The organism is Bartonella sp. HY038 (assembly GCF_014117425.1).
GTDB lineage: Bacteria > Pseudomonadota > Alphaproteobacteria > Rhizobiales > Rhizobiaceae > HY038.
The window spans coordinates 1,441,454-1,464,583 of record NZ_CP059725.1; the positions used below are offsets into that span (position 1 = coordinate 1,441,454).

Genomic DNA, 23,130 nt, shown 5'->3' on the forward strand with positions numbered 1-23,130 from the left:
TTTATTTTCTTTAACGGGTGTTGATATTTAATCATCAGGGGACCCGCGACTTTAGGAACGGAGAATGGACATGAATGCTTGGCTGACTACACAGATAGGCGCTGAGGCTGCCAATATTGTCAGCTATATAGCGTTATTTGTTGCTGCTATTATAGTTTTATGGTTAATAATTATGATTATAAAGCGCTTCACAAGAGGTACCTATGTTGTGGGTGGCAAAAATCGTGAAGCTCGCTTATCTGTTCGTGATGCTGCGCCTATTGATAGTAAACGCCGACTTGTTCTTATAAAAAGAGATAATGTGGAGCATTTGATTCTTATTGGTGGACCAATAGATCTTGTTATTGAAACAAATATATCAAAACTTTCATTGCCATCTGACAATTCCTCCGAAATTTTAGGCTTTGACAACCTTGGTGATGAGCCAAATCAGGTGATGTCAGATATTTTCCCAGCCTCAACATCTAGTGCCAATATGTCAGTTACTGCTGGTGCACCTGGGCAATCTTCTGGCCAGACGCAGGAAAAACAAAATCTTTCTGGATTTGATAATATTAGTTCAAATATAGAGAGCAATATTGAAAAACTGCAATCCCATACTCCTAATGACGGCATAAGCGGTGTGAATAGCTATACCTCGCCCAAACTAGAAGTTGCAAAAGCATCACAATCTGATTCGAACACAGCCATCGATGTTGCGACTAATCAAGATAGCAAGGTTGATGCGCTAAGTTCATCAAGAAATGATTCAGCCTCTATAGAAGAAATAGCATCACCTAGACTCAATGAAGAAAATGATAATTGGGAGGCAGAGGAAACTGTCTTCGATGAGGAAACGCCATCAATTCATTCACATGATAGCCAAGGTGATGAAGTAAATTTTGAAGCTGCAGATAAAACAGCTTATGACGAAAAAATCCAAAGTGATGAACTACAAGAACGAAAGTTCGAAGCAGACGCAGAACAGTCATTTGCGCCTCAAGAAAAAAATGCCGATAGTGCTCCCATCAAAAATAAGCTAAGCAATACAGTCGTCGCCACTAATGAAGTTAACACAAGCATTGCATCACTTAAGTCCGCATCAACTAACAACGCCATCAAAGATGGAAATAATAGTGAACAGACTAGCTTTAAGAAGGTAAGTGATTCTAATCAGTCAGATCCAGTAGCTTCTGGATATACATCATTGCGCAGCGGTTTAAAGCGACCAACAGGTCAAGAGGTCAAAGAGCAGCAATCGAAACAATTTTTACGCGGTGAAACTTCTCATCAAAAGAACCAAGACAATCCCTTTGGTACTCCAAAGCCAATCAATCCTTACAAAATAATGAAAGCTGCTGGGGTATTTCGCGGTAGTAATGTCAACTTTAATGCAACTATTAGCAACGCGCCAATTAATAAAGGCACTACAGCTAGCGATAAAAGTAAATTATCCTCCAATAATGATGATAGTCGCAACATTCAACCAAGGTTTGCGACGCCCGCTTCATTAAACAACGTGGAATCAACGGTTTTTATAAACAAAAATGAGCAAGTATCTGAAGAAAAAATTCAAGAACATAAAGGCGAGACAGGGGCACACGTTTCCGCAGTAGATACGCCATCAGTTAAACCTTCAGGGCAAGACGAAAAGAATTTTGATAAAAATACGAGTAAAAATGCCACCCAGCCTAAAAATGCTTCTGGTAACGCAGCTAGCAATATAGGTAGCACAAATCCTGTAAATAGAGGACAGGCTGAAAACTCACCGATGCAAGGCTTTTTGCCCACTGACAAAGCAAGGTCTTCACAAGAACGTCCTATAGCGCAACGCAGTGTTCCGCAAGGAATGTTACGCCCACCGCTTATGGCAAAACCCCGCAATGCTGCTGTTACGTCTGTGGATAGCCAACTAAAGAAAGTTTCAGGTTTGGACGCCGCATTAGATAATGCAACCAAATTATCTCAATCTTCAACAATGGCAAAGGCAACTGAAAGCAAAAAGCCAACTTCAGTGAATACTGATACTAACACTGAAAGTAGAAAACCTCTGCCTCGCTCCCCAAATGATATTGCGACTGACAATGGTCAGATATCGAATGATAAACCGCAAGCAAGCAAGGATAATGTTAAAAATAAAAATGTAAATTTGCAAAAATTCTCGTTACAGCTCCTTGAACCGCAGCATATTCTAGACAAGCCCAGTCGCAATGAGCAGATTATTGACACTATAACTTCAAAAACTGCTTCTCAAATGACTGATGAAGATGAATTTGATCGAAGGTTGAAGAACGAGCTAAATCAGCCAGAACAGAAATAATATTGAAATTGAAGAATATGACATAAAGTCCTAAGCCTGTATTAATTCAATATCTTTAGTTTACTGGATAAATTTGGTTTATGTCATTTATTTGCAGGAATGTCATTTTAGCCTTTTAATATAAAGCCAAATCCATTTTTATTTTATAAATTGGATTTGGCTTAATTATAAGTAAAAGCCACCAGGGCTTTAAACTTCTGATATGTTATCGGTGCAAAAATGCCTCAATACGGTCTAATGCAATAGCTACGCGCTTAGGATCTCCAGCATAAGAAAAACGCAAAGCCTTATGCCCCATAATTGGATCGAAATCCTGCCCTGGGGTAACAGCAACTAATGTTTCAGCTAATATTTTTTTAGCAAAAATCATACTGTCATTGGTATATTGTGAACAATCACAATAGGCGTAAAATGCACCATCTAATGGAGCCAGAAGATTTAAACCTAAATGCGGCAAGCGGTTTTCAAGCAGATTGCGACTTATTTGATATTGAGCTTTAACATTTTCAAGCTCTTTTGTTGCACCAAATGCTGCAATAGCAGCTTTTTGAGATAGTTCTGGTGCAGAGATATATAGGCTTTGTGCAATTCTCTCAATCGAACGTACTGCATATTGGGGCAAAACCATCCAGCCTATACGCCAACCCGTCATGCAATAATATTTGGAAAATGAATTAATAATGGTCACATTATCACTAAATGATAGAGCTGTAATGTCTGGACCTGAATAGTTTAAGCGGTGGTAGATTTCATCTGAGATAATATGGATATTATGGTCTGCAGCTGCGGTCACAATTTGTTTTAACTGGTCTGCATTTAGAGAGGCACCCGTAGGATTGGCGGGTGATGCAAATAATACGGCTTTTAATGGGGTCTTTTTATGGGCCTCCAGCAAAGCATCAGCGGTTAATACGCCACCATTATTCTTATCGACTTCAATTTCGATAACATTGATTCCCAGCGCCTTCATAATGTTACGATAAGCTGGATATCCTGGTCGTGTAATTGCAACATTATCCCCAACATCAAAATAGCTTAAAAATGCTAAATTAAATGCTGCTGACGACCCAGTCGTAATTGCAATACGTTCAAAACTTATATTAACTCCGTGATGGGAATTATAATAATCAGCTATAGCCTGCCGTAAGGATTTAAGCCCTAATGAATCAGTATAGCCAATATGACCATCTATCAATGCAGCATTGGCAGCTTCCAATACTGCTTTAGGTGCCGGCGCTGAAGGTTGGCCAACTGCTAACGAAATAACATCATTGCCCTGCCTTTTTAGTTTATTGGCAGCCGCTAGGATATCCATTGCATAAAATGGCTCAACATCTCCGCGTTCTGAAAGAAACCGCAATTTTATTCTCCAGCTTTTAAATGCTTAACATAATTATAATTTAATAGATAAGCACTACTTATATAATAATGATTGATCGACTTTATGATCTAGGATTGCAATTATCAAGCATACATCGCTAAAGCAATTCTTTATTGCGTCACTTAATAATATTGCCCTATAATAGCCTGATTAATATGACTTTTATTAGTAAAGTGAATTAAAAGTGTAAAAACTATCAGCTTTGATAAAGAGTGAATTTTATATCGAGCTGTTTTTATGAGGTTTTCCAATTTATGAATACAGCAAAGAACAGTCAATATAAGCTTTGGCACAAGTTGCGTGCGATCTTATATCTAGCAGGAAACAGCAATTATTTTCAATATTTCGATTCTAAAAAATTACTAAAAACCTTTATAGCCATAGCATTGATTTTAAGTAATTTTTCTACCAATGCATCAGCGCAAGGGCGTAGTATCTCATTGGTTCGAGATGCTGAAATTGAAGCATTGGTGCGTGATTATGCCCGCCCATTATTAAAGGCGGCGGGTCTTCGTCCAGATGTTGAAGTAATTCTGGTTAACGATATGAGTTTTAATGCATTTGTTGATGGCGTACGCATATTTGTTAATGTCGGCGCCCTTATGCAGTCAGAAACACCGAATGAAATCATCGGTGTTATAGCGCATGAGATTGGCCATCTCGCCGGTGGTCACCAGCATCGATTACGTGAACAAATGAAACGCGCGCAGACTATGGCCGTAATTGGTATGCTCGTTGGTATTGGTGCCGGCGTTGCGGGTAGTTCGACTGGAAATAGTGATGCCGGCGCTGCTGGTGGTGCAATTGCTATGGGCAGTAGTGATGTAGCAATGCGCACTCTTATGGCCTATCAACGGGGTGAAGAAAGTGCTGCAGATCGCTCTGCAATTAATTATCTTAATAAGACACAGCAATCTGCGAAAGGCATGCTTACTACTTTTGACCGATTAGGCCGATCACTTAATCTATCTGGATCACGGATTGATCCTTATCGTAGTAGTCACCCATTGCCACCAGAGCGCATCGCAGCTATCCAAACACTAGCCAAGCAAAGCCCATATTTTGAAAAGAAAGATCCTGCAGATTTACAACTTCGCCATGATATGGCAAGGGCAAAAATAGCTGGCAATATGGGACGTACGTCAGAATTACGACGTATGTTTGCTGCTAATCCTCGCTCATTACCGGCTCGCTACGGCGATACAATTATCGCAGTTGCCAATGCGCGTCCACAAGACGGCGTGGCAAAAGCAAAAGCATTATTGAAAGAACAGCCACAAAATGCCTATTTTCAAGAATTATTAGGGGATGCACTATTGCGTGCTAATGATGCACAAGGAGCTGCTGAAGCTTATAAGCGTGCAAGTTCCCTTGATAAAAGTCGTTCTAGCCTGTTGCGTATCAATTATGGACGTGCACTACTTGCTACCAATAAACCGAGCAATCTCACTCTTGCAATAAGCGAGATCAAATCTGGATTGCGGAATGAGCCATCTTTTGCCTCTGGATACGGTGTTTTAGCGCAGGCTTATGGCAGACAAGGGCAAACAGGACTGGCTGATCTTGCAACAGCCGACATGTATTATTATGGTAGCGAGTATAAGCAAGCAAGAATCTTCGCAGTTCGTGCACAGCGTAGTCTTAAACCGAACTCAGCAGAATGGTTACGTGCCCAAGATATTTTAACCACAACAGAAAATCGCAAAGATAAAGACAAATAGTTTTTACTTGTAACAGCAATAGGTTTTGCTCTATTTAATTATAGTTCAAAATAGATAATACAATAACAAACATTGCAGATTGTTAGCTTTTAAGACTAAAATTCATTGCAATAAATACCGCTTAATTAAATACAAATCCGTATTACAGGGGATTGAATAAATTATGAATAAGGCACTAAAGCAATTGAAACTAAAGGGAATTTTAAGTCTTGGTCTTATTGCCGCCCTTGCATTTTCCAGCTTATCTCCTGCTATGGCACAAAATGCTTTACAAAAATCGGATCTTGCTACAGTGAAGAAAGAAATTCTTTCTGATCCGTTATTTTTAAGCCATTTACGCGATAAATTATCTGCTAGTAACTTAGATGATGATCATATCCGGAGTGTTGTGAAAAAATATCTCATTGAAAATCCAGAAATAATGTTGGAAGTTCAGCAAGCCTTAATTGAGCAACAATCAGGTAACGCAAAAGAACGCACCCCTGAAGTGACAGCGCAAATCATTAATAGCAATTTCGAACAAATTTTTAAGTCAGCAGACGACATTGTCCTCGGTAATCCTAATGGTGATGTGACCATTGTTGAATTCTATGATTATAATTGTGGCTACTGCAAGCGCTCATTTGAGGAAGTTGAAAAGCTTTTAAAGCAAGATAAAAATATCCGCTTTGTAATGAAGGATCTACCAATTTTGGGTAATGATTCTGTCCAAGCACACCTTGTTGCGCAAGTGATGCGGCAAAAATATCCTGATAAATATCAAGAATTTCATCTAAAAATGATGACACTCGATGCTAAGGCAACAGAAGAGAGTGCGCTCGAAGTTGCTAAATCTTTAGGTGCCGATGTTACCGAAATTAAGTCAATAGCTAGCGGTGCAATGCCTGCAGAAACACTTATTAAAAATGGTGAGATTGCAGCACAACTAGGCATTAATTTTACGCCTTGCTTTGTCATTGGCACGCAGATGATTACGGGCGCCACTGATAAGGATACCTTAGAATCGGTAGTTTCAGGAATTAGAGCTGAAGCAAACAAAGGATAAGTGCGTATTGAGGTAAGCCATGAATTTTGCGAACTAAAATTCATGGCTTATATTTAACAATAAGCAATGAATTACCTATATAATAATCTATAATATATATGAATATCTCATGCCTTGTTGATCCATGTTTTCTATAAATTAGTGATACAGTCCAAACTAATATAAAAATAGAGCAAAAGGAATTATTCGACTTTGCCTATTGACGAAAAATCCATAAAATAGCTATTACAGTGTTTATAGAACGCATATTTTACGCGAAAACAGAGAATATGGATAAAACGATAAGAAAAAGTAGAATTTTTGCTTTTTCTTGTCATCAATTCCCTCTATAAGGCGAATTATACATTGCTGCCAAAAGGCATGGTAGGGAACTAAATTATACAGTCCCTATCGCAAGGAGCTTAGATAAAAATGACAACAGATAAAAAGACCGGCTTTAACACAGATCTAATTCGTGATTTGGCTGAAATTTTGAATGATACCAATCTTTCAGATATTGAAGTTGAGCAGAATGATTTACGCATTCGTGTTTCAAGAACTATTGGCGGTGGCATTGCAGCACAACCGGTTTATGCAGCCCCAGTAGGCGTTCCTAATATGGTAGCGCCGCAAGTTGCAGCCGCACCAGCTGTCGAAACGGTAAGCAAAAATGCGGTTCCCTCTCCAATGGTTGGCACGGCTTATCTTTCCCCTGCCCCAGGCGCGCGCACATTTGTTGAAGTTGGACAACAAGTTAGCGAAGGACAAACTTTGCTCATTGTTGAAGCAATGAAAACCATGAATCCTATTTCATCACCACGCGCTGGAACAGTAAAAGCAATTTTGGTTGAAGATGCACAACCAGTTGAATTTGGTGAGCCTTTAGTTGTTGTTGAATAAACAGGCGTATAGTAATGATCAAGAAAATCCTTATAGCAAATCGTGGCGAAATTGCACTTCGCGTTCTAAGGGCCTGTAAAGAGCTTGATATAAAAACCGTAGCGGTCCATTCAACTGCTGACGCTGATGCTATGCATGTCCGTCTCGCGGATGAAAGTGTCTGTATTGGGCCTGCTCCTTCACGCGACAGCTATCTTAACATGCATCAAATCGTTGCAGCATGTGAAATAACCGGTGCGGATGCTATTCATCCAGGCTATGGCTTTTTATCTGAAAACGCCAAATTTGCTGAAATTCTTGAAGCTCATGCAATTACTTTTATTGGCCCTACTTCGGCCCATATTCGTATTATGGGTGATAAGATTGAAGCTAAAAAGACCGCAAAACGCCTTGGTATTCCAGTAGTTCCTGGCTCTGATGGTGCTGTAACAGAAGATGCAGAAGCCATGCGCATTGCCCACGAAATTGGCTTCCCGGTTATCATCAAGGCATCTGCAGGCGGCGGTGGACGCGGCATGAAGGTTGCACGCAACGCTGATGAGCTATCAATTGCTCTTTCAACAGCACGCACCGAGGCAGGTGCAGCTTTTGGTGATGACGCGGTTTACATTGAAAAATATCTTGAAAAGCCGCGCCATATTGAAGTTCAGGTTATGGGCGATGGCGCAGGAAATGCAATTCACCTTGGTGAACGTGATTGTTCGTTACAACGACGCCATCAAAAGGTTTGGGAAGAAGCAACCTCACCCGCTTTAGATGATGAAGCTCGCCAAAAAATTGGTAATATCGTTGCCAAAGCCTGTGCTGGTCTTGGCTATCGCGGTGCTGGCACCATCGAGTTTCTCTATGAAAATGGTGAATTCTATTTCATTGAAATGAATACACGCCTACAAGTTGAGCATCCGGTTACTGAAGCTATCACCGGTATAGACCTTGTGCATGAACAAATTCGCGTTGCATCAGGCAATGGTTTATCAGTTACCCAAGATGAGGTTCGTTTTTCTGGTCATGCGATTGAATGCCGTATTAATGCTGAGGATCCGCATAACTTTACGCCATCACCAGGTTTAATCACCCATTTTCATACTCCAGGTGGCTTGGGCATTCGTGTTGATTCGGGAGCCTATACGGGTTATCGTATTCCACCTTATTATGATAGCTTGATTGGTAAACTTATCGTTCATGGTCGCAATCGTAAAGAATGCATGATGCGTTTGCGCCGTGCGTTGGATGAATTTGTCGTCGATGGTGTAAAGACCACACTACCTTTGTTTATGGACCTCATTAAGAATGACGATATTGCCAAAGGTGACTATGATATTCATTGGCTAGAAAAATATTTAGCAAATAAAAATCCAGCTAAATAATTAGTTTTATATCAAGCAAAATAATTAGAGCAATTTGCATAGTCGTAACTATCAATTGCTCTAATTTTGTTTTTATCAGGTTCTATTCGTAAATACGCTATACTTAAATGCCGTATTTATAGGTTAAGTGGTATAATCATGGATTATTATAAGATTGATCCCGAAGACTTGCTTAACGCCTATGCTCAAGGCATTTTTCCAATGTCTGATGACGCAGATGATCCCGATATTTTTTGGGTAAAACCTAAAATGCGTGGTATTATCCCTCTTAACTCCTTACATATTTCACGCAGCCTTGCAAAATTTTTGCGTAAAAATCCTTTTGAAATTCGATTTGATACAGATTTCTTTGGAGTGATAAATGGTTGTGCCGAGGCCACGAAAGGCCGCGAAAATACATGGATAAATCAATCTATACGCGATGCATGCCATACACTTTTTTTAAATGGTTTTTGCCATACGGTGGAAGCTTGGCGTGATGAAAAGTTGGTAGGCGGACTATATGGCATTTCGCTTGGCGGCGCATTTTTTGGTGAAAGTATGTTTTCACGCACGGACAATGCTTCCAAAGCATGTTTAGTTGCTTTAGTTAACTTACTGCAAACCCATGGCTTTCAATTATTAGACACTCAGTTTTTAACCGATCATTTGGCGAGTATGGGGGCTATCGAAATTCCGCAAGAGGATTATGAAAAACTTCTTTTCACCGCTATTGAGCTTAAGAGTAAGTTTTAATTGACTTTTTTAAAAATTAGGCGGGTTGAATTAAATAGGACTTACGCTTATATAATTGCTACGGGTTAACCAAGCGATAGAATTAGGGTATATAGTGCTCCCATGGGAATTAATCTTGTAAAATTATGTGTTGGCGCTTCTTCAATTGAGGATTTACAGGCTTGGATTGACTTTAGAATGGATGAAAAGCGTTCTTTGGGAAAAGAAGCAAAACAAACCCATACCACACGGATGATCCCCAAGCGCAAAGATGAACTTCTTGACGGTGGCTCACTTTATTGGGTTATTAAAAATAATGTTCAATGCCGGCAAAGACTTATTGATATTCATGAATTTGTTGATGTTGACGGAATTAAAAGATGTGACTTGGTTTTAGAGCCTAAAATCATTGAGACACAATGGCAACCAAGACGCGCCTTCCAAGGTTGGCGTTATCTTGATGATAAAGATGCACCGCAAGACCTATCAGCCAATAGCCTAGCGGAACTACCTATAGAATTGCGCCATGAACTTGCCGAGCTTGGCTTGCTTTAGATTTATTATAAAACCATTTATCTTTAGAGCTAGAATAGAGCATGTCACCAACTCATTTGACAATGCTCTATGTGCTAGGGCTTAACTGACGTTAAGTCTTTCCCGTCTTATTTTGAATGCCTCATGCGCAGAATTTGACAAATCGACGCTAATTTCAACGCTTCCATCTTCAAGATCTTTACGTTGTTGGTTGCGCCCATTGCGATAAAGCCAATCCAACAGCACCAATTCATTTGAATTTAAATGCAAACTAATGTGCTCTATTTTGCCGGATATGCGCTGTTCAATAAGTGTGGTCAGCTCATCAATACCAGTACCATCAATTGCTGATAGTGGAATGCTAGGTAAAATTGCCGTTTGGGCTGTTTGCTGCAACTGTTCTTGAGCCGCAACCTCAAGCCTATCAACCTTATTCCAAACTTCAATCATGCGTTTAGGGTCATCAACCTCAACACCAAGACCTTTAAGAATATCCAAGACATCTTGGCGGTGGATGGCATTATCTGGATCAGACATATCGCGGACATGAAGAATAATATCAGCTTCAATCACCTCTTCTAGAGTTGCCCTAAATGCCGCCACCAAATGGGTTGGCAAATTAGAAATAAAGCCCACCGTATCGGATAAAATAACCGTATCACCATGCGGAAACTTTATGCGCCGCAATGTTGGATCAAGCGTTGCAAATAGCATATCCTTAGCCAAAACATCAGCACCAGTAATGCGATTAAACAATGTTGATTTACCCGCATTGGTGTAACCAACCAGTGCAACGACTGGATGAGGTGTCTTTTTACGTTTGGCACGATGCAATTCGCGTGTCTTGACCACCTTTTCAAGATCACGCTTTAAACGTGTAATTTTATCCTGTAATAAACGTCTATCAGCTTCGATCTGGGTTTCACCTGGCCCACCCAAAAAGCCGCCACCGCCGCGCTGTCGCTCCAAGTGAGTCCAACTGCGAACAAGACGCCCTTTTTGATAATTTAAATGGGCAAGTTCAACCTGTAGCGTTCCTTCACGAGTGCGCGCGCGTTCACCAAAAATTTCAAGAATAAGACCCGTACGGTCAATAACTTTACAATTCCAAGCTTTTTCAAGGTTGCGTTGCTGAACAGGCGTCAAACTATAATCAACAATTGCCAAGCCTATTTCATTGTCTGCTATAATTTCGCCAAGCTCATCCACCTTACCACTGCCAAGCAGCGTTGCAGGTTTAACCTGACTTAGCGTAACAGTCTGCTGCACCACTACATCAAGATCAATTGCTCGCGCAAGCCCCAAAGCTTCTTCAACCCGTGCAGATATACTGCGACTGGGCATATTTTCCGTTAGTCGATCTTCTTTTACCACCGGCACAACAACAAGACTGCGCATAGCTATGGGTTGATGATCTACTAATTTATGTTCAATAACTGTTTCTTTTTCCAAGGATAATCTTTTTCGCCTAGCGATGTTTGTGTTTTAAATTGGACAAAGCTTTTATTAAAAAACATTCCCAATTCAATCTTGATGATTATAAATGATATTAACTCTTTATATATAAATTTAACTTGCACTTTTACAAGTGACCTCACAGCTGCTCAAGCCATATTGAGCCATATTTTAAGCTAAATAGCAATCAGCAAATAAAAAAGCCCCTGCTAGAAAACAAGGGCTTTTACATTCATCATAATTTTAAAACTAATTGGTTGGTACTTCTGACGAAGATGACGGTGTATTGAGTGGTGCAACTGTAGCTGGTGCATCAATACCTGTAGGCACGCCATTATTTGTTGGAGCGACTGGAGTGGGAGCACTGCTAGCTGGAGGAACATTGTCAAGAATTGATGTGGGAGTATGATTGGATACCGACTGTAATACTGTTAAGATGATGGACGTTAAAAAGAAACACCCAGCAAGAATTGCAGTAAAGCGGGTTAAGGCATTTTTTGTGCCACGTGCGGTCATAAAACCAGAACCACCACCTATACCAAGACCACCGCCCTCAGAACGTTGGATCAATATAACCCCAACAAGGGCAATAACAATCAGAAGGTGGATAACGATGACAACTGTCTGCATTGGTCCTGTCTTTCATGCAAGTTTGCCTCACTATAATTTGGGAGGCGGCTTTAATTATTATAACGAGAATAGGAGTACTATCAGTATCCCCAAATACATATCTTGCAGTGTGTACACGCAAAACAACAATAATCCAAGAAAAATATCAAAAAACTTGATAAGTTTCTTGGATTAACGTTGTTAATAGATAGCTAATAACAGCTTATCACTTTCGTCCAGCATTGCAAATTGCAAGAAAATCACCAGCTTTTAAACTAGCGCCGCCGACAAGCGCGCCATTAACATTATCAACAGCTAGCAAAGTCGCCGCATTGTCAGGCTTCACTGAGCCACCATAAAGGATGCGTATTTGATTGGCATTTTCGCCATAACGCTTTACTAAAACATTGCGGATAAAGCCATGCATTTCTTCAACGTCAGCAATCGTTGGTATTTTACCAGTACCAATTGCCCAAACTGGCTCATAGGCGACGATCGTATCACTATCGCTAATTTTATCAGGAAGTGAACCAGCTAATTGGCTTTCAACTACTGAAAGAGCAATACCATTTTCGCGCTCTTCTAACTTTTCACCTACGCAAACCACCGCTACCAAATTAGCACGGTGAGCAGCTTCCGTTTTTTTGCGGACAATTTCATCACTTTCATGGTGATATTCGCGTCGTTCCGAATGGCCAACAATGACAAAAGACGCACCTGCATCCTTAATCATCGGCGCGGAGACATCACCCGTATATGCACCATTATCCAGCGTATGACAGTCTTGCCCACCTAAAGATAATACCTCACCCGACAAAATGTCATGGGCTCTAGAAATAAGTGTTGCTGGAACACAAATCAATGCATCAAAGCCACTACCCAGATCAGAACTTAAACCAACAGCGATAGCTCGCAACTCAGAGAGCGATTCGCTTGTGCCATGCATTTTCCAATTGCCTGCAATTAGCGGACGAATGGTAGTAGTCATTTTTTTCTCCCTTGGACCTTTTGCCAAATAGCGCAAATGGACTATGCTAAGTCAGTGTGGATATGAGTTTAACCGTAAATCGCTACAATCATAAAAAGTAGATATATAATATCAGCTAATATTTTACTGTCTATGAATCATTTAAATTTCAATAAAGCCCAATTATGTTTTTGACACAAGGGTAAGCTATTATTTTTCTCAAAGCTTTTTTGATGGTTGTTTATTTCAATCATCACAGTATGGAAATTGAGAACTACATGAATTAATTTTCATCACGTAAATAACCAAAGACAATTAAACTTGCATTATCAAATATTATTTAAAGCATAATCGAACTTTTATTTATTTAAATCTGCACGTGAATGCGCCCATTCTTCCATAAGAAAAATCAAATAAACCAATTTGCCGAAATCAAATCTTGTGTAGCTTAAAATATTCGCAGCAGTGAATTTTATACTTACTAAATAGGGGCATTGATTTTCAGATAAAAATCAATGCCCCTATTTTTTTAACTATTTTTATCGTTTAGCTTGCTTTTCTAGGCTCAACAAAGACATCGACTGTCGGAATTTCACCATGAAATTTCTCAATTTCAACAACTGCCGTTTGCCCGCAATTAGCTTGAGCCAATTTTGATGTAGCAATACCAGTCGTCAAATTATTAACATCACCGTAACGACAAAGGGTTTTAGCTTCACGTGGATTTGCTGGATCATACCACCCTCCTTCATTGATGCGGATGACGCCAGGGCGAATAACATCGGTAATTTTAATGCCAACAAGAATTTGGCCGCGATCATTGAAAGCGCGAGCAATATCGCCATCTTTCAAACCACGCTCAGCTGCATCTTTGGGATTAATCCAACAAGGCTCACGTCCACCAACCGCATATTCATCACGCAGTTTGGTGCCACATAATTGCGAGTGGAGACGATAAATCGGATGATTAGAAGCAATATGAAGCGGATATTTGGTTGTAGGCCCATCCAAACGCTCAATTGGCTCCATCCATGTTGGATGGGGAGGACAATCATCATATTGCATTTTTTCAATATTAAGAGAAAAAATTTCAATTTTACCAGACGGTGTACCCAAGGCATTTAACAATGGGTCTTCACGGAATGCTCCATAACGAACAAATTGTTTTTGAGCGTCTTTAATTGGGAAACCAAGAGCCTCATCACTTTCCCAAAACACATCAAAAATCGGCATTTCCATACCTTTGGCACGAGATTCAATGCGAGCTGCTTCATAAAAGTTACGAATCCACTCCATTTCTGTTAAGCCTTCAGTAAATTCCTGGCGCTTACCTAATCGCTCGCAAATATCTGCAAGGACATCAAAATCTGCGCGAGCCTCATACATGGGTTCTACAAGTTTTTTCATAGGAACAATATGGCTAAGGCCATAATCGCCCATTTGCTCGATATCATTGCGCTCATAAGATGTTGTCACGGGCAAAACAATATCTGCGTGACGAGCTGATGCGGTCCATTGAAAATCTTGAACAACAAAAGTATCAAGTTTCTTCCAAGCCTCAACCATTTCATTACGATCTTGTTGGTGAGAAAATGGATTACCACCTGCCCAATAAACCATATGCAATTCAGGTAAAACAATATCAGAACCATTATATTTAATCGTTTTACCTGGATTAAGCAGGGATTCGACAACACGACAAACAGGAATAGCATTCGACTTTGGTTGGCAAGCCGAATTGGTTGCCCCGGGGGCGCATCCTGGGGGCAATTCAGTTAAAGGTGCCGCAGGACCATCAGTAATACCGCTAAGGATTGGACCGGTTGCGGTTGGAGTACCGGCACTACAATAGTGATAACTAAAGCCGAAACCTCCGCCAGGCAGACCAATTTGACCTAACATTGAACACAAGGTGACTAACATCCAGTGAGCTTGCTCGCCATGGTGTTGACGTTGAATTGACCAACCCGCAGCAATCATCGTACGATTCTTGGCAAAGTCGCGTGCTAAATCTTTGATAGTTGCAGCATCAATACCGCAAATTTCTTCAGCCCATTCCGCGGTTTTCGCAGTGCCATCAGTTTTACCAATTAAATAGTCCAAAAATTGTTCAAAACCAACGGTATATTTTTTTAAAAAGGCTTCATCATGCAGCTTTTCAGCGTAAAGGGTGTGGGCGATACCAAGCATCATAGCAACATCGGTTTGCGGACGCGGTGCGAGCCACTCACCTTCTAAAAACTGGCAAGTTTCTGTTTTGATAGGATCAATACAAATAACCCTAATACCAGCTTTCTTAACCTCTTCCAAACCAACAAAACCACCATGATCTGGTACAAGCCAACCAATCTGATTAGTGTTGACCGGATTACAGCCCCAAAACACAATGGTTTTAGTATTTTCTTTTACAACATCCCAAGATGTGCATTGTTCATATACCTCTAGCGAACCAACGACATGTGGCATAATCACTTGCGCGGCTCCCGTAGAGTAATCACCAAGAGAATTAACAAAACCACCTGTTAATTTAAGCATACGACGTAATAAAGTACGGCAGTTATGGAACTTCCCAACGCTTTTCCAACCATATGAACCGCCAAAAATACTGGTAGGGCCATATTTTTCACGAACGCGTTTTAACTCGGCCGCAACCAAATCTAAAGCTTTATCCCAACTAACGCGAACAAAATCACCTGTCCCTCGTCCTGCTGGATCAGCGCCGGGCCCCTGCTCTAGCCAAGCACGACGAACCATGGGGTATTTAATCCGTGAGGGCGAATAAATCGAATCCATCATACCTTGTAACATCGGAGTTGGATGGGGATCCTTTTCCCAAGGGATTACTTCTATCAACCGACCATTTTCAACTTGACCGCGAAAGACACCCCAATGGCTTGCAGACATTGTGAGCTTGTTTGCAGCTTGTGCTAAAGCCCCACGCGTAAACAATGCACCACTCGTTGTGCTTAACATTGCAAGCACTGCCGCACTTTTTAAAAATGAACGACGGTTTAATGAAGTTTTTGTAACATTTTTATTGTCGAATGACATGGCATTCTCCTAATGTATTACTATATTTTCAGCCTGTAAATGGCTGTTTAATGAAGATAAATAGACTACCAGCAATGCCAATAGTTCAGCATAAAAGCTTGCATTAGCCTTTTCTCCTACAGCATCGCCCATCGCTGGAACCCAACTCATAAGGCGATCGACCAGATTTACGATAAAAGGACTATTTTGTTGCCGTAGTGCTTCAGCTAATGCAGCAAGTTCCAAAGCTAAATGATCCGCTGGCTCTTTACAGTTAGACGCAACGGACACGTCCAAGGCACCCAATATATTTAGCATTTCAACATAAGGCTGTTGAAATAGACGGCCTTGGGCATCCTTATAATAACTTTCATAAGGAGGAACGGTATTGGGACCAGCAAAACCATCAAATAGTGCAACATATTGCCTTGAAAGTAAGCCCTGTAAAGCTTCAGGCGAATTAGATTGCAAACATTTGGTTAAAGAGCCAGTTAGTTTAGTTGCATTAAGACTGAGACCTAGCTCCTCCAGAAATTCTGAAAGAGCATTGGTTTGATATTCAGCCAAAAGCTTTATATCTGGAGGGGCAATTAACAGATTAGAAAACCAATCCAAGATTGCAGCCCCCACCAAACATTCTTGTGCTTTTGCCTCTTCGCTATTATGGCAACCATTTTCGGTTAGCAAAGCAGTCATTAATGGGTGCTCCCACTTTCGTTGACATCTTTAGAATGATTTTGCAAATAGCCAAGTAATAAACGATATTGATCGGGTGTCAGTGATGTGTACCGCTTCATCGCGTTCAAATTACCAATCCATTGGTTTGCCAAAAGATGATCCGCTTGTGGTAGCGCATGACATACACCACAACTAGAATTAAACATATCAGATGAATAAGCCCACATATTAGAAAGTGATGTATTTAGCCCCTGATTGGTTGTCCATAATTCCAAGTTTACGGGATACCAAGTCTGGTTAGTTTCTGCGTCAATATCAGCTGCACCGCGACTATAAGCTGCTATGGCTTTATCACCTAAGACGGCATACATAATGCGTTGGCCCTTTAGCGCATAAACTACTGACGGCGCACCATCCATTTGCCAACCATCAAGGCGAACTTTAATCTTATCACCTTTACGGTCAACCACGGTAAGCTTAGCTGTTGCAAGTAGCTTTCCATCTTCATCACCACTACCATTTTCGTCTAAATAAAATGGCTTGGTATTGACCGTATATAAAATATCAGCCTGGGCAACTTCATTGTCTGACGAGGTTGGCAGAACTGCATTTACCTTTGAAGTTTGCTTTAGCATAACAATTTGCGGTGTGCGGTTAGGCTCTGGTTGCCCTGGAGCTGGAAGATCAACACCTGGAATGGTTTTTAAATAGGCTGCCATAGCGCGTAAATCAGCATCTGGAAGTTGTTTTGTATTTTCGATAACTTCGGCCATATCACCACCCGCAATCTTATTGATGGGGCTTTTTCCAGTTTTCAAGTAGCTGACAATGGAATTCTCAGGCCAGAATTTAATACCTGTCTCATCTTGGCTTATATTGGGAAAATGTCCCTTGCCATCTGGAGTTGGTCCACCACCATAGCGTAAGTCACTTTTAATTACACCCATAAAATTACGAGTCGAATGGCATTCGGCGCAATGCCCTGCACCTTCAACAAGATAACGACCGCGCTCAATTAATATTGCATCAGCCTTATCTGAAGCTGTATTTTTTTCAGGCGCTAAAGGCTGACCGTCAAGAAATGCAAGCCGCCATACACCGACACCGCGGCGCATAGTGAATGGAAATTTTAACTCGTGACCAGGAGCTTGTCCGGCCACTGGTTCTAAAGACTGTATGTAAGCAAACATATCACGCACATCATTAGCGGTGAGCCGTTGATACGAAGTGTAAGGAAATGCTGGATATAAATTTTGTCCATCTGGCATTATACCATTTGGGCCAACACCTTCACGAACAGCTTTGGTAAATTGGGCAAGTGTCCAATTGCCGATACCATCTTTTTTATCGGGCGAAATATTCGGCATATAAAAGCGACCGAATTCGGTGTCTAGTGCACGTCCACCGCCCAATTTTAAATGATTTTCTTGATTTGGTGTAGCGTGGCATGTAGCGCAATCGCTTGCAACAAAAACAACACGCCCATTTTCTAAATCTGGCGATGATTCATCCGCAACATCGCGAGTAGGATGGGTAAGTGACCATGTTATTGGTGATGTTAGGACAAAAAAGCCGATAACCCCTAATATAATAAGGGCTAAAAGCCAGCGGGTAAGCTTTTTCATGTTTTGGGCGTCCTTCTTTACGACATTGAAGCCGGGTTAAGAACCTCCCTCTTCTCAACTCTGCATAAATAGAAATAGACAAAAGTAAATTTACTATGCTGTAAGTTGTAGAACTATTTTAATTTATAGACAAGTAAAAATCTAAAAAAAAATTAAAATTTTTAAATACAAAACTAATAATAATTAAAAATACTAAAAGTGCTGTATATCTAAACTATATAACGGTAAATATAAAAAATTTTTATACTTAAATTTAAATAAAATTAACAAATTTAAATCTTCAAACAAAAAATAAAACTTGATTTTATTTTTCAAGATATTCCAAGAAATACCAACCAAACCACATTTGCATGCAATTGAGCGCTACTTTTGAGTTGCCTTTGATCAATTCTATACAAATAAAAATCAATCGATAAAATGACTTGAATCAATTTTCATGCAAATATATTAGAAAAAATAAATGTTACTGTGAATAATAACCCGACAATTAAGCTAGCTCATGATACAAGATGCTTAAATTTCCAATCGCAAGCAAATTTAGCTTGAGGGCTAAAGGCATTTAAAGTCTTACCGAAAAAATACCTTTGGCATTCAAATTTTAATTGCAATTTAGCGGGATAAAGATATTTTGTTGCGACTGATAATAGGAAAATCTGACAATCACATTGATTTGCATGATAAGATTATTTAAATTGCACCATTATTTATGATGAGCCTTTCAAAGGGCTATTTCGAAACAGGGTTTTTAAAATGTATAATGTAACGCGCCTATTGACCTTTGGGGCTGCAATTTTTTCATTTGGTATTTTGGGTGGTTGCGTAACCAACACTAATGACGGATCTGGCAAAATCATAAAGCCTTTTACACCAAAAGCTTCATTAACTACGCCAGCCGCACAAGCCTGCATCAATGCTGCAGCGAATAAATACTATTTACCCACCAAAGTGATTAAAGCGCTTGATTCTGCAAAGGCACAAGATGGATCGACAGTTTTAACTTTGAAGGTAGATTTGCGCGATGCACGATGTGTGATTAACAGCAACGGCTCCGTTCGTTCCGTAGTTGATACAAGCCCTAAAAGCGCCGACCAAATAGAAGCTGAAAAGGCAGCAGCTGAAGGGCGCATTTTATAAGCCCTTTATTTAATATGGCGTTGCCTTATTATAGCTAGAGACTAAAAGACAGACAGATATCAAAACCTTATTTGTATAAGGTTTTGATCTACTGTTTCGATAGAAAAATAGAAATAATCCAGAAGCATATTTGTGGTAATCATAGAAGTTGATTACTAGTGATATATAATGTGATACAACCGAGTTAAGGTGGAAAAACCAAGGTCTAATACATCAAAATGGTCTATTTTGCATGTTGATTGGTGACAAATCAACATTGTTGGTGTATCGACAGCAAAAATTATATGCTGGAGAATTTTGATATGACACATAGCCCCCAATATAAACGGATTTTGCTAAAGGCATCGGGCGAGGCATTAATGGGGGGGCAGAGTTTCGGTATTGATGTATCTGTAGCGGATAGAATCGCAGCAGACATAAAAGATGCTCGTGATCTAGGAGTGGAAGTTGCTATTGTTATCGGCGGTGGAAATATCTTCCGCGGTGTCGCTGTTGCGTCGCGTGGTGGTGATCGCGTTACTGGCGACCACATGGGGATGCTTGCAACAGCAATCAATTCTTTAGCCTTGCGAACATCTTTGACAAAAATTGGTGTTGATGCTGTTGTGCTTTCGGCTATTGCTATGCCTCAGATTTCTGAAAGTTTTTCACAGCGTAAGGCTATGGCTTACCTTAACTTAGGCAAGGTTGTGATTTTTGCTGGTGGTACTGGTAATCCTTTCTTCACAACCGACACAGCTGCCGCGCTTCGTGCAGCAGAAATTGGTGCCGATGTACTTTTAAAAGGTACGCAAGTTAATGGTATTTATACCGCAGATCCCAAGCTAGATCCAAATGCAACTCGTTTTGATCATTTAACCCATGATGAAGTTTTGCAGCGCGGTCTATCTGTTATGGATACGACAGCGGTTGCTTTAGCCCGCGAAAATAATATTCCGATTATTGTTTACTCAATTCACAATCGGGGCGGTCTTGCTGATGTACTCCGTGGAGAAGGTCAATATACGTTAGTTTCGGATGAAGTTTAAAACATCTAGCCTGGAAATTTAAGGAGAGTAAAATGAGTGACGCTATAAATATTGACGACCTTAAGCGCCGTATGGAAGGCGCCGTATCTTCTTTTAAACACGAGCTAGGAGGCTTGCGAACTGGTCGTGCATCTTCCAGCCTCTTGGAACCTATTACTGTTGTTGCTTACGGTTCAGCTGTTCCAATTAATCAGGTGGCAAATATTTCTGTGCCTGAACCACGTATGCTCTCAGTATCTGTTTGGGACAAAACCATGGTTGGTGCAGTAGAGCGTGCAATCCGCGATTCTGGTCTTGGTCTTAATCCAATTACCGATGGAACAAACCTTCGCATTCCCTTACCTGAGCTCAACGAAGAGCGTCGTCGTGAATTGGTAAAGATTGCCCATCAATATGCCGAACAAGCTAAAGTAGCCAGTCGTCATGTGCGCCGCGATGGTATGGATGCATTAAAAAAAGCAGAAAAAGATGGCACTATTGGTCAAGATGACACTCGCTCTTTATCGGAACGCGTCCAAAAAATGACCGATGATACCATCTCAGAGATTGATAAGATTTTAGCGACTAAGGAAGCTGAAATTATGCAAGTTTAAGTTATTAACTTTAACTTATTATACTATTTTAATGGGTGGATATTATAAGTTTTAAAATTTAAGCGGTGGTCAAGTTAAAAGATAGGCTTGCACCACGGCTTTAATTTTAATGATAATATGGTTTTAATAATTGTTCGACTATTGAATTTTCATATTATAATTTTAATATGCTCAATATCGGTCACTGTTTTTATTTCAGCTTACACCTAAATGTATTAAAAACAGTCTGATTGGAGTATCATTCACCTGCCCTTGCTATTTTATTTCTTATAAAATCTAAACTATTCAAATTCTTACATCTGTATATTTACAAAAAAGGTTATACCGTGCCAAATCCCAAACATATAGCTATTATAATGGATGGAAACGGTCGGTGGGCCAAGGAAAGGAAGCTTCCGCGCGTAGCCGGCCATAAGGCTGGCGCAGAGACTCTTCGTAAAATTGTCGATCACGGTGACAAGATTGGTATAAAATGGTTAACATTTTTTGCATTTTCATCTGAAAATTGGTCACGCCCCAAAGATGAAGTGAGCCATCTTCTTTCTCTTTTAAAATATTTTATCCGTAGCGATATCAAAAAGCTAAAGGCTAATAACGTACGCGTTCGGATTATAGGAGATCGTGACGGGCTGACCGCCGATATATTGTCTCTATTAGAAGAGGCCGAAAAAACGACAGCCGCAAATAATGGTTTGAATTTCGTTGTTGCATTTAATTATGGTAGTCGCAATGAGATTACACGCGCTGTAAAAAAGCTAGCAGAGCAAGTGAAGAAAAATATAGTACAGATTGAAGAAATAACTGAAGAACTCATTACATCGCATCTTGATACTTTTTTTATGCCTGATCCAGATCTTATTATTCGCACAAGCGGCGAGATGCGCTTATCCAACTTTTTGCTTTGGCAAGCAGCTTATGCGGAATTAAGTTTTGTGCCGTGTTTTTGGCCAGATTTTTCCAGCGCAGATTTTGATGCAGCGATAGAAAACTATCAAAAACGCGATCGTAGATTTGGTGCCGTTTTACAAAATGATTTGATCCCTTAATTGAAATTGGATAAAGAAGATATAAGTTGAAGAACTCAATCGATAACCTATCCAATGATAATGTTCTAATTTCTTCTATGAGGAGAAAAACATTAGGATTATATGCCGAGGATAAAGAAGGGGCATAAGTAATATGCAAACTCAATTTGTGTTATGCGGTGATGTTTAATGTCTAATTTACAGACCCGAATAATTACGGCTATAATCTTCGCACTAATAACGCTTGTAGTTACCTTTTTGGGGGGCGTTTGGTTCTCTGTTTTTGCTTTTGTAATTGGCTTTGCTGTGCTGTATGAATGGCAGACAATTAGCAAGGTGAAGCAAAACAATTTAACAACGATGTTGGGCTGGTTATTTTATAGCATAATTTTTATCCTTGTTCTGTTTAAATTTGATATTTCATATATCTTTTCAGCAACAATATTATTTGCAATAGTTTTAGCTTTTGCGTCACGGCAAAACGCAGGCTGGGTTGCGGGTGGCTTCTTGTATGGTCTAGTCCCCGCTCTTGCACTCACATTATTGCGCGGCGATGAGCAAATGGGGTTTGGTGCAATTATTTTCCTATTTGCAATTGTATGGGGCACAGATATTGCGGCCTATTTCAACGGACGTGCACTTGCAGGGCCAAAACTTGCCCCAAGGTTTTCCCCCAATAAAACGTGGTCTGGTGCAGTTGGTGGCGCAGCTATAGGTGTTGCAGGTGGTGTATTAGTAGTGCTGCTATTGATTAAAAATTCGCTAGTGGTCAATATCGCGCCAACAGATTTCTGGGTACCTTTATTGGCGCTTATGCTTTCAATTGCTTCACAAGCTGGTGACATAGGCGAATCTTGGGTTAAGCGGTATTTTGGTGTTAAAGATTCAAGCAACCTACTCCCTGGCCATGGTGGTTTTATGGATAGAGTTGATGGTTTAGTTGCTGCTGCCGTATTATTATATATTATCGCCGCACTTTTTGCAGATCCAAGAGCGCCGGCGAATCTTTTCAATTTACTGTAAAGTTTGTAAATTATGATATCGTT

General features: G+C 40.2%; 19 protein-coding genes. 12 read left to right on the top strand and 7 right to left on the bottom strand.

The genetic code is table 11. The annotated features are described in order from the left end of the window. The first annotated feature begins 64 nt into the window (after positions 1-64). Complete coding sequence (locus H3299_RS06080; RefSeq protein ID WP_182419381.1) at positions 65-2,299, top strand: flagellar biosynthetic protein FliO; 2,235 nt, start codon at positions 65-67, stop codon at positions 2,297-2,299. Positions 2,300-2,504: 205 nt separating this feature from the next. Here the strand turns inward: H3299_RS06080 and H3299_RS06085 are convergent, their stop codons facing one another. Further along, positions 2,505-3,659 carry a pyridoxal phosphate-dependent aminotransferase gene (locus H3299_RS06085; protein WP_246708158.1) on the bottom strand — a complete coding sequence of 385 codons (1,155 nt, stop codon included), beginning with the start codon at positions 3,657-3,659 and terminating at the stop codon, positions 2,505-2,507. 275 nt (positions 3,660-3,934) lie between these two features. Between H3299_RS06085 and H3299_RS06090 the strand changes: the two genes are divergently transcribed. The 6 genes from H3299_RS06090 (at position 3,935) to H3299_RS06115 (ending at position 9,961) form a co-directional block, all read left to right on the top strand. After that, a complete protein-coding gene (locus H3299_RS06090) occupies positions 3,935-5,401 on the top strand; it encodes a M48 family metalloprotease (RefSeq protein ID WP_182419382.1) in 1,467 nt (488 codons plus the stop codon). A 163-nt stretch (positions 5,402-5,564) separates the two neighbouring features. Next, entirely contained in the window at positions 5,565-6,446 is an 882-nt protein-coding gene (locus H3299_RS06095) for a DsbA family protein (protein ID WP_182419383.1), read from the top strand. 411 nt (positions 6,447-6,857) lie between these two features. After that, complete coding sequence (gene accB, locus H3299_RS06100) at positions 6,858-7,325, top strand: acetyl-CoA carboxylase biotin carboxyl carrier protein (protein WP_182419384.1); 468 nt, start codon at positions 6,858-6,860, stop codon at positions 7,323-7,325. A 14-nt stretch (positions 7,326-7,339) separates the two neighbouring features. Continuing rightward, complete coding sequence (gene accC / locus H3299_RS06105) at positions 7,340-8,692, top strand: acetyl-CoA carboxylase biotin carboxylase subunit (protein ID WP_182419385.1); 1,353 nt, start codon at positions 7,340-7,342, stop codon at positions 8,690-8,692. Between the two features lie 138 nt (positions 8,693-8,830). Further along, positions 8,831-9,427, top strand: a complete 597-nt coding sequence (gene aat, locus H3299_RS06110; protein ID WP_182419386.1) for a leucyl/phenylalanyl-tRNA--protein transferase — start codon at positions 8,831-8,833, stop codon at positions 9,425-9,427. A 102-nt stretch (positions 9,428-9,529) separates the two neighbouring features. Continuing rightward, complete coding sequence (locus H3299_RS06115; RefSeq protein ID WP_182419387.1) at positions 9,530-9,961, top strand: DUF1489 family protein; 432 nt, start codon at positions 9,530-9,532, stop codon at positions 9,959-9,961. 81 nt (positions 9,962-10,042) lie between these two features. Here H3299_RS06115 and hflX read toward each other — a convergent pair whose 3' ends face one another. From hflX to H3299_RS15785, 6 genes are all read right to left on the bottom strand, one after another. After that, positions 10,043-11,338, bottom strand: a complete 1,296-nt coding sequence (hflX, locus tag H3299_RS06120) for a GTPase HflX (protein ID WP_182419676.1) — start codon at positions 11,336-11,338, stop codon at positions 10,043-10,045. Positions 11,339-11,644: 306 nt separating this feature from the next. After that, positions 11,645-12,025, bottom strand: coding sequence for a preprotein translocase subunit SecG (secG, locus tag H3299_RS06125; protein WP_182419388.1), 381 nt, complete (start codon positions 12,023-12,025; stop codon positions 11,645-11,647). Positions 12,026-12,230: 205 nt separating this feature from the next. Further along, positions 12,231-12,992: a triose-phosphate isomerase gene (gene tpiA, locus H3299_RS06130; protein ID WP_182419389.1), complete on the bottom strand. Its 762-nt coding sequence runs from the start codon at positions 12,990-12,992 to the stop codon at positions 12,231-12,233. Positions 12,993-13,517: 525 nt separating this feature from the next. Continuing rightward, positions 13,518-16,022: a trimethylamine-N-oxide reductase TorA gene (gene torA, locus H3299_RS06135; RefSeq protein WP_182419390.1), complete on the bottom strand. Its 2,505-nt coding sequence runs from the start codon at positions 16,020-16,022 to the stop codon at positions 13,518-13,520. 9 nt (positions 16,023-16,031) lie between these two features. Next, entirely contained in the window at positions 16,032-16,697 is a 666-nt protein-coding gene (locus H3299_RS06140) for a molecular chaperone (RefSeq protein ID WP_182419391.1), read from the bottom strand. After that, a complete protein-coding gene (locus tag H3299_RS15785; RefSeq protein ID WP_182419392.1) occupies positions 16,697-18,304 on the bottom strand; it encodes a c-type cytochrome in 1,608 nt (535 codons plus the stop codon). Before H3299_RS15785 ends, H3299_RS06140 begins: the two co-directional genes overlap by 1 nt. 750 nt (positions 18,305-19,054) lie before the next feature. Between H3299_RS15785 and H3299_RS06150 the strand changes: the two genes are divergently transcribed. From H3299_RS06150 to H3299_RS06170, 5 genes are all read left to right on the top strand, one after another. Beyond that, positions 19,055-19,438: a hypothetical protein gene (locus H3299_RS06150; protein WP_182419393.1), complete on the top strand. Its 384-nt coding sequence runs from the start codon at positions 19,055-19,057 to the stop codon at positions 19,436-19,438. A 302-nt stretch (positions 19,439-19,740) separates the two neighbouring features. Beyond that, positions 19,741-20,466, top strand: coding sequence for a UMP kinase (gene pyrH, locus H3299_RS06155; RefSeq protein WP_182419394.1), 726 nt, complete (start codon positions 19,741-19,743; stop codon positions 20,464-20,466). Between the two features lie 32 nt (positions 20,467-20,498). Next, a complete protein-coding gene (gene frr, locus H3299_RS06160) occupies positions 20,499-21,059 on the top strand; it encodes a ribosome recycling factor (protein WP_182419395.1) in 561 nt (186 codons plus the stop codon). 326 nt (positions 21,060-21,385) lie between these two features. After that, entirely contained in the window at positions 21,386-22,105 is a 720-nt protein-coding gene (locus tag H3299_RS06165; RefSeq protein WP_182419396.1) for an isoprenyl transferase, read from the top strand. Between the two features lie 168 nt (positions 22,106-22,273). Further along, positions 22,274-23,107, top strand: coding sequence for a CDP-archaeol synthase (locus H3299_RS06170; protein ID WP_182419397.1), 834 nt, complete (start codon positions 22,274-22,276; stop codon positions 23,105-23,107). The last annotated feature ends 23 nt before the right edge of the window (positions 23,108-23,130 follow it).

What these genes read in the sequence shown, in the direction of transcription:
- H3299_RS06150 (WP_182419393.1), top strand. Translation starts at nt 19,055, where the DNA reads ATGTATAATGTAACGCGCCTATTGACCTTTGGGGCTGCAATTTTTTCA.
- H3299_RS15785 (WP_182419392.1), bottom strand. Translation starts at nt 18,304, where the DNA reads ATGAAAAAGCTTACCCGCTGGCTTTTAGCCCTTATTATATTAGGGGTT.
- frr (WP_182419395.1), top strand. Translation starts at nt 20,499, where the DNA reads ATGAGTGACGCTATAAATATTGACGACCTTAAGCGCCGTATGGAAGGC.
- H3299_RS06080 (WP_182419381.1), top strand. Translation starts at nt 65, where the DNA reads ATGGACATGAATGCTTGGCTGACTACACAGATAGGCGCTGAGGCTGCC.
- H3299_RS06090 (WP_182419382.1), top strand. Translation starts at nt 3,935, where the DNA reads ATGAATACAGCAAAGAACAGTCAATATAAGCTTTGGCACAAGTTGCGT.
- secG (WP_182419388.1), bottom strand. Translation starts at nt 12,025, where the DNA reads ATGCAGACAGTTGTCATCGTTATCCACCTTCTGATTGTTATTGCCCTT.
- aat (WP_182419386.1), top strand. Translation starts at nt 8,831, where the DNA reads ATGGATTATTATAAGATTGATCCCGAAGACTTGCTTAACGCCTATGCT.
- H3299_RS06095 (WP_182419383.1), top strand. Translation starts at nt 5,565, where the DNA reads ATGAATAAGGCACTAAAGCAATTGAAACTAAAGGGAATTTTAAGTCTT.
- tpiA (WP_182419389.1), bottom strand. Translation starts at nt 12,992, where the DNA reads ATGACTACTACCATTCGTCCGCTAATTGCAGGCAATTGGAAAATGCAT.
- accC (WP_182419385.1), top strand. Translation starts at nt 7,340, where the DNA reads ATGATCAAGAAAATCCTTATAGCAAATCGTGGCGAAATTGCACTTCGC.
- accB (WP_182419384.1), top strand. Translation starts at nt 6,858, where the DNA reads ATGACAACAGATAAAAAGACCGGCTTTAACACAGATCTAATTCGTGAT.
- pyrH (WP_182419394.1), top strand. Translation starts at nt 19,741, where the DNA reads ATGACACATAGCCCCCAATATAAACGGATTTTGCTAAAGGCATCGGGC.
- hflX (WP_182419676.1), bottom strand. Translation starts at nt 11,338, where the DNA reads ATGCGCAGTCTTGTTGTTGTGCCGGTGGTAAAAGAAGATCGACTAACG.
- H3299_RS06115 (WP_182419387.1), top strand. Translation starts at nt 9,530, where the DNA reads ATGGGAATTAATCTTGTAAAATTATGTGTTGGCGCTTCTTCAATTGAG.
- torA (WP_182419390.1), bottom strand. Translation starts at nt 16,022, where the DNA reads ATGTCATTCGACAATAAAAATGTTACAAAAACTTCATTAAACCGTCGT.
- H3299_RS06170 (WP_182419397.1), top strand. Translation starts at nt 22,274, where the DNA reads ATGTCTAATTTACAGACCCGAATAATTACGGCTATAATCTTCGCACTA.
- H3299_RS06140 (WP_182419391.1), bottom strand. Translation starts at nt 16,697, where the DNA reads ATGACTGCTTTGCTAACCGAAAATGGTTGCCATAATAGCGAAGAGGCA.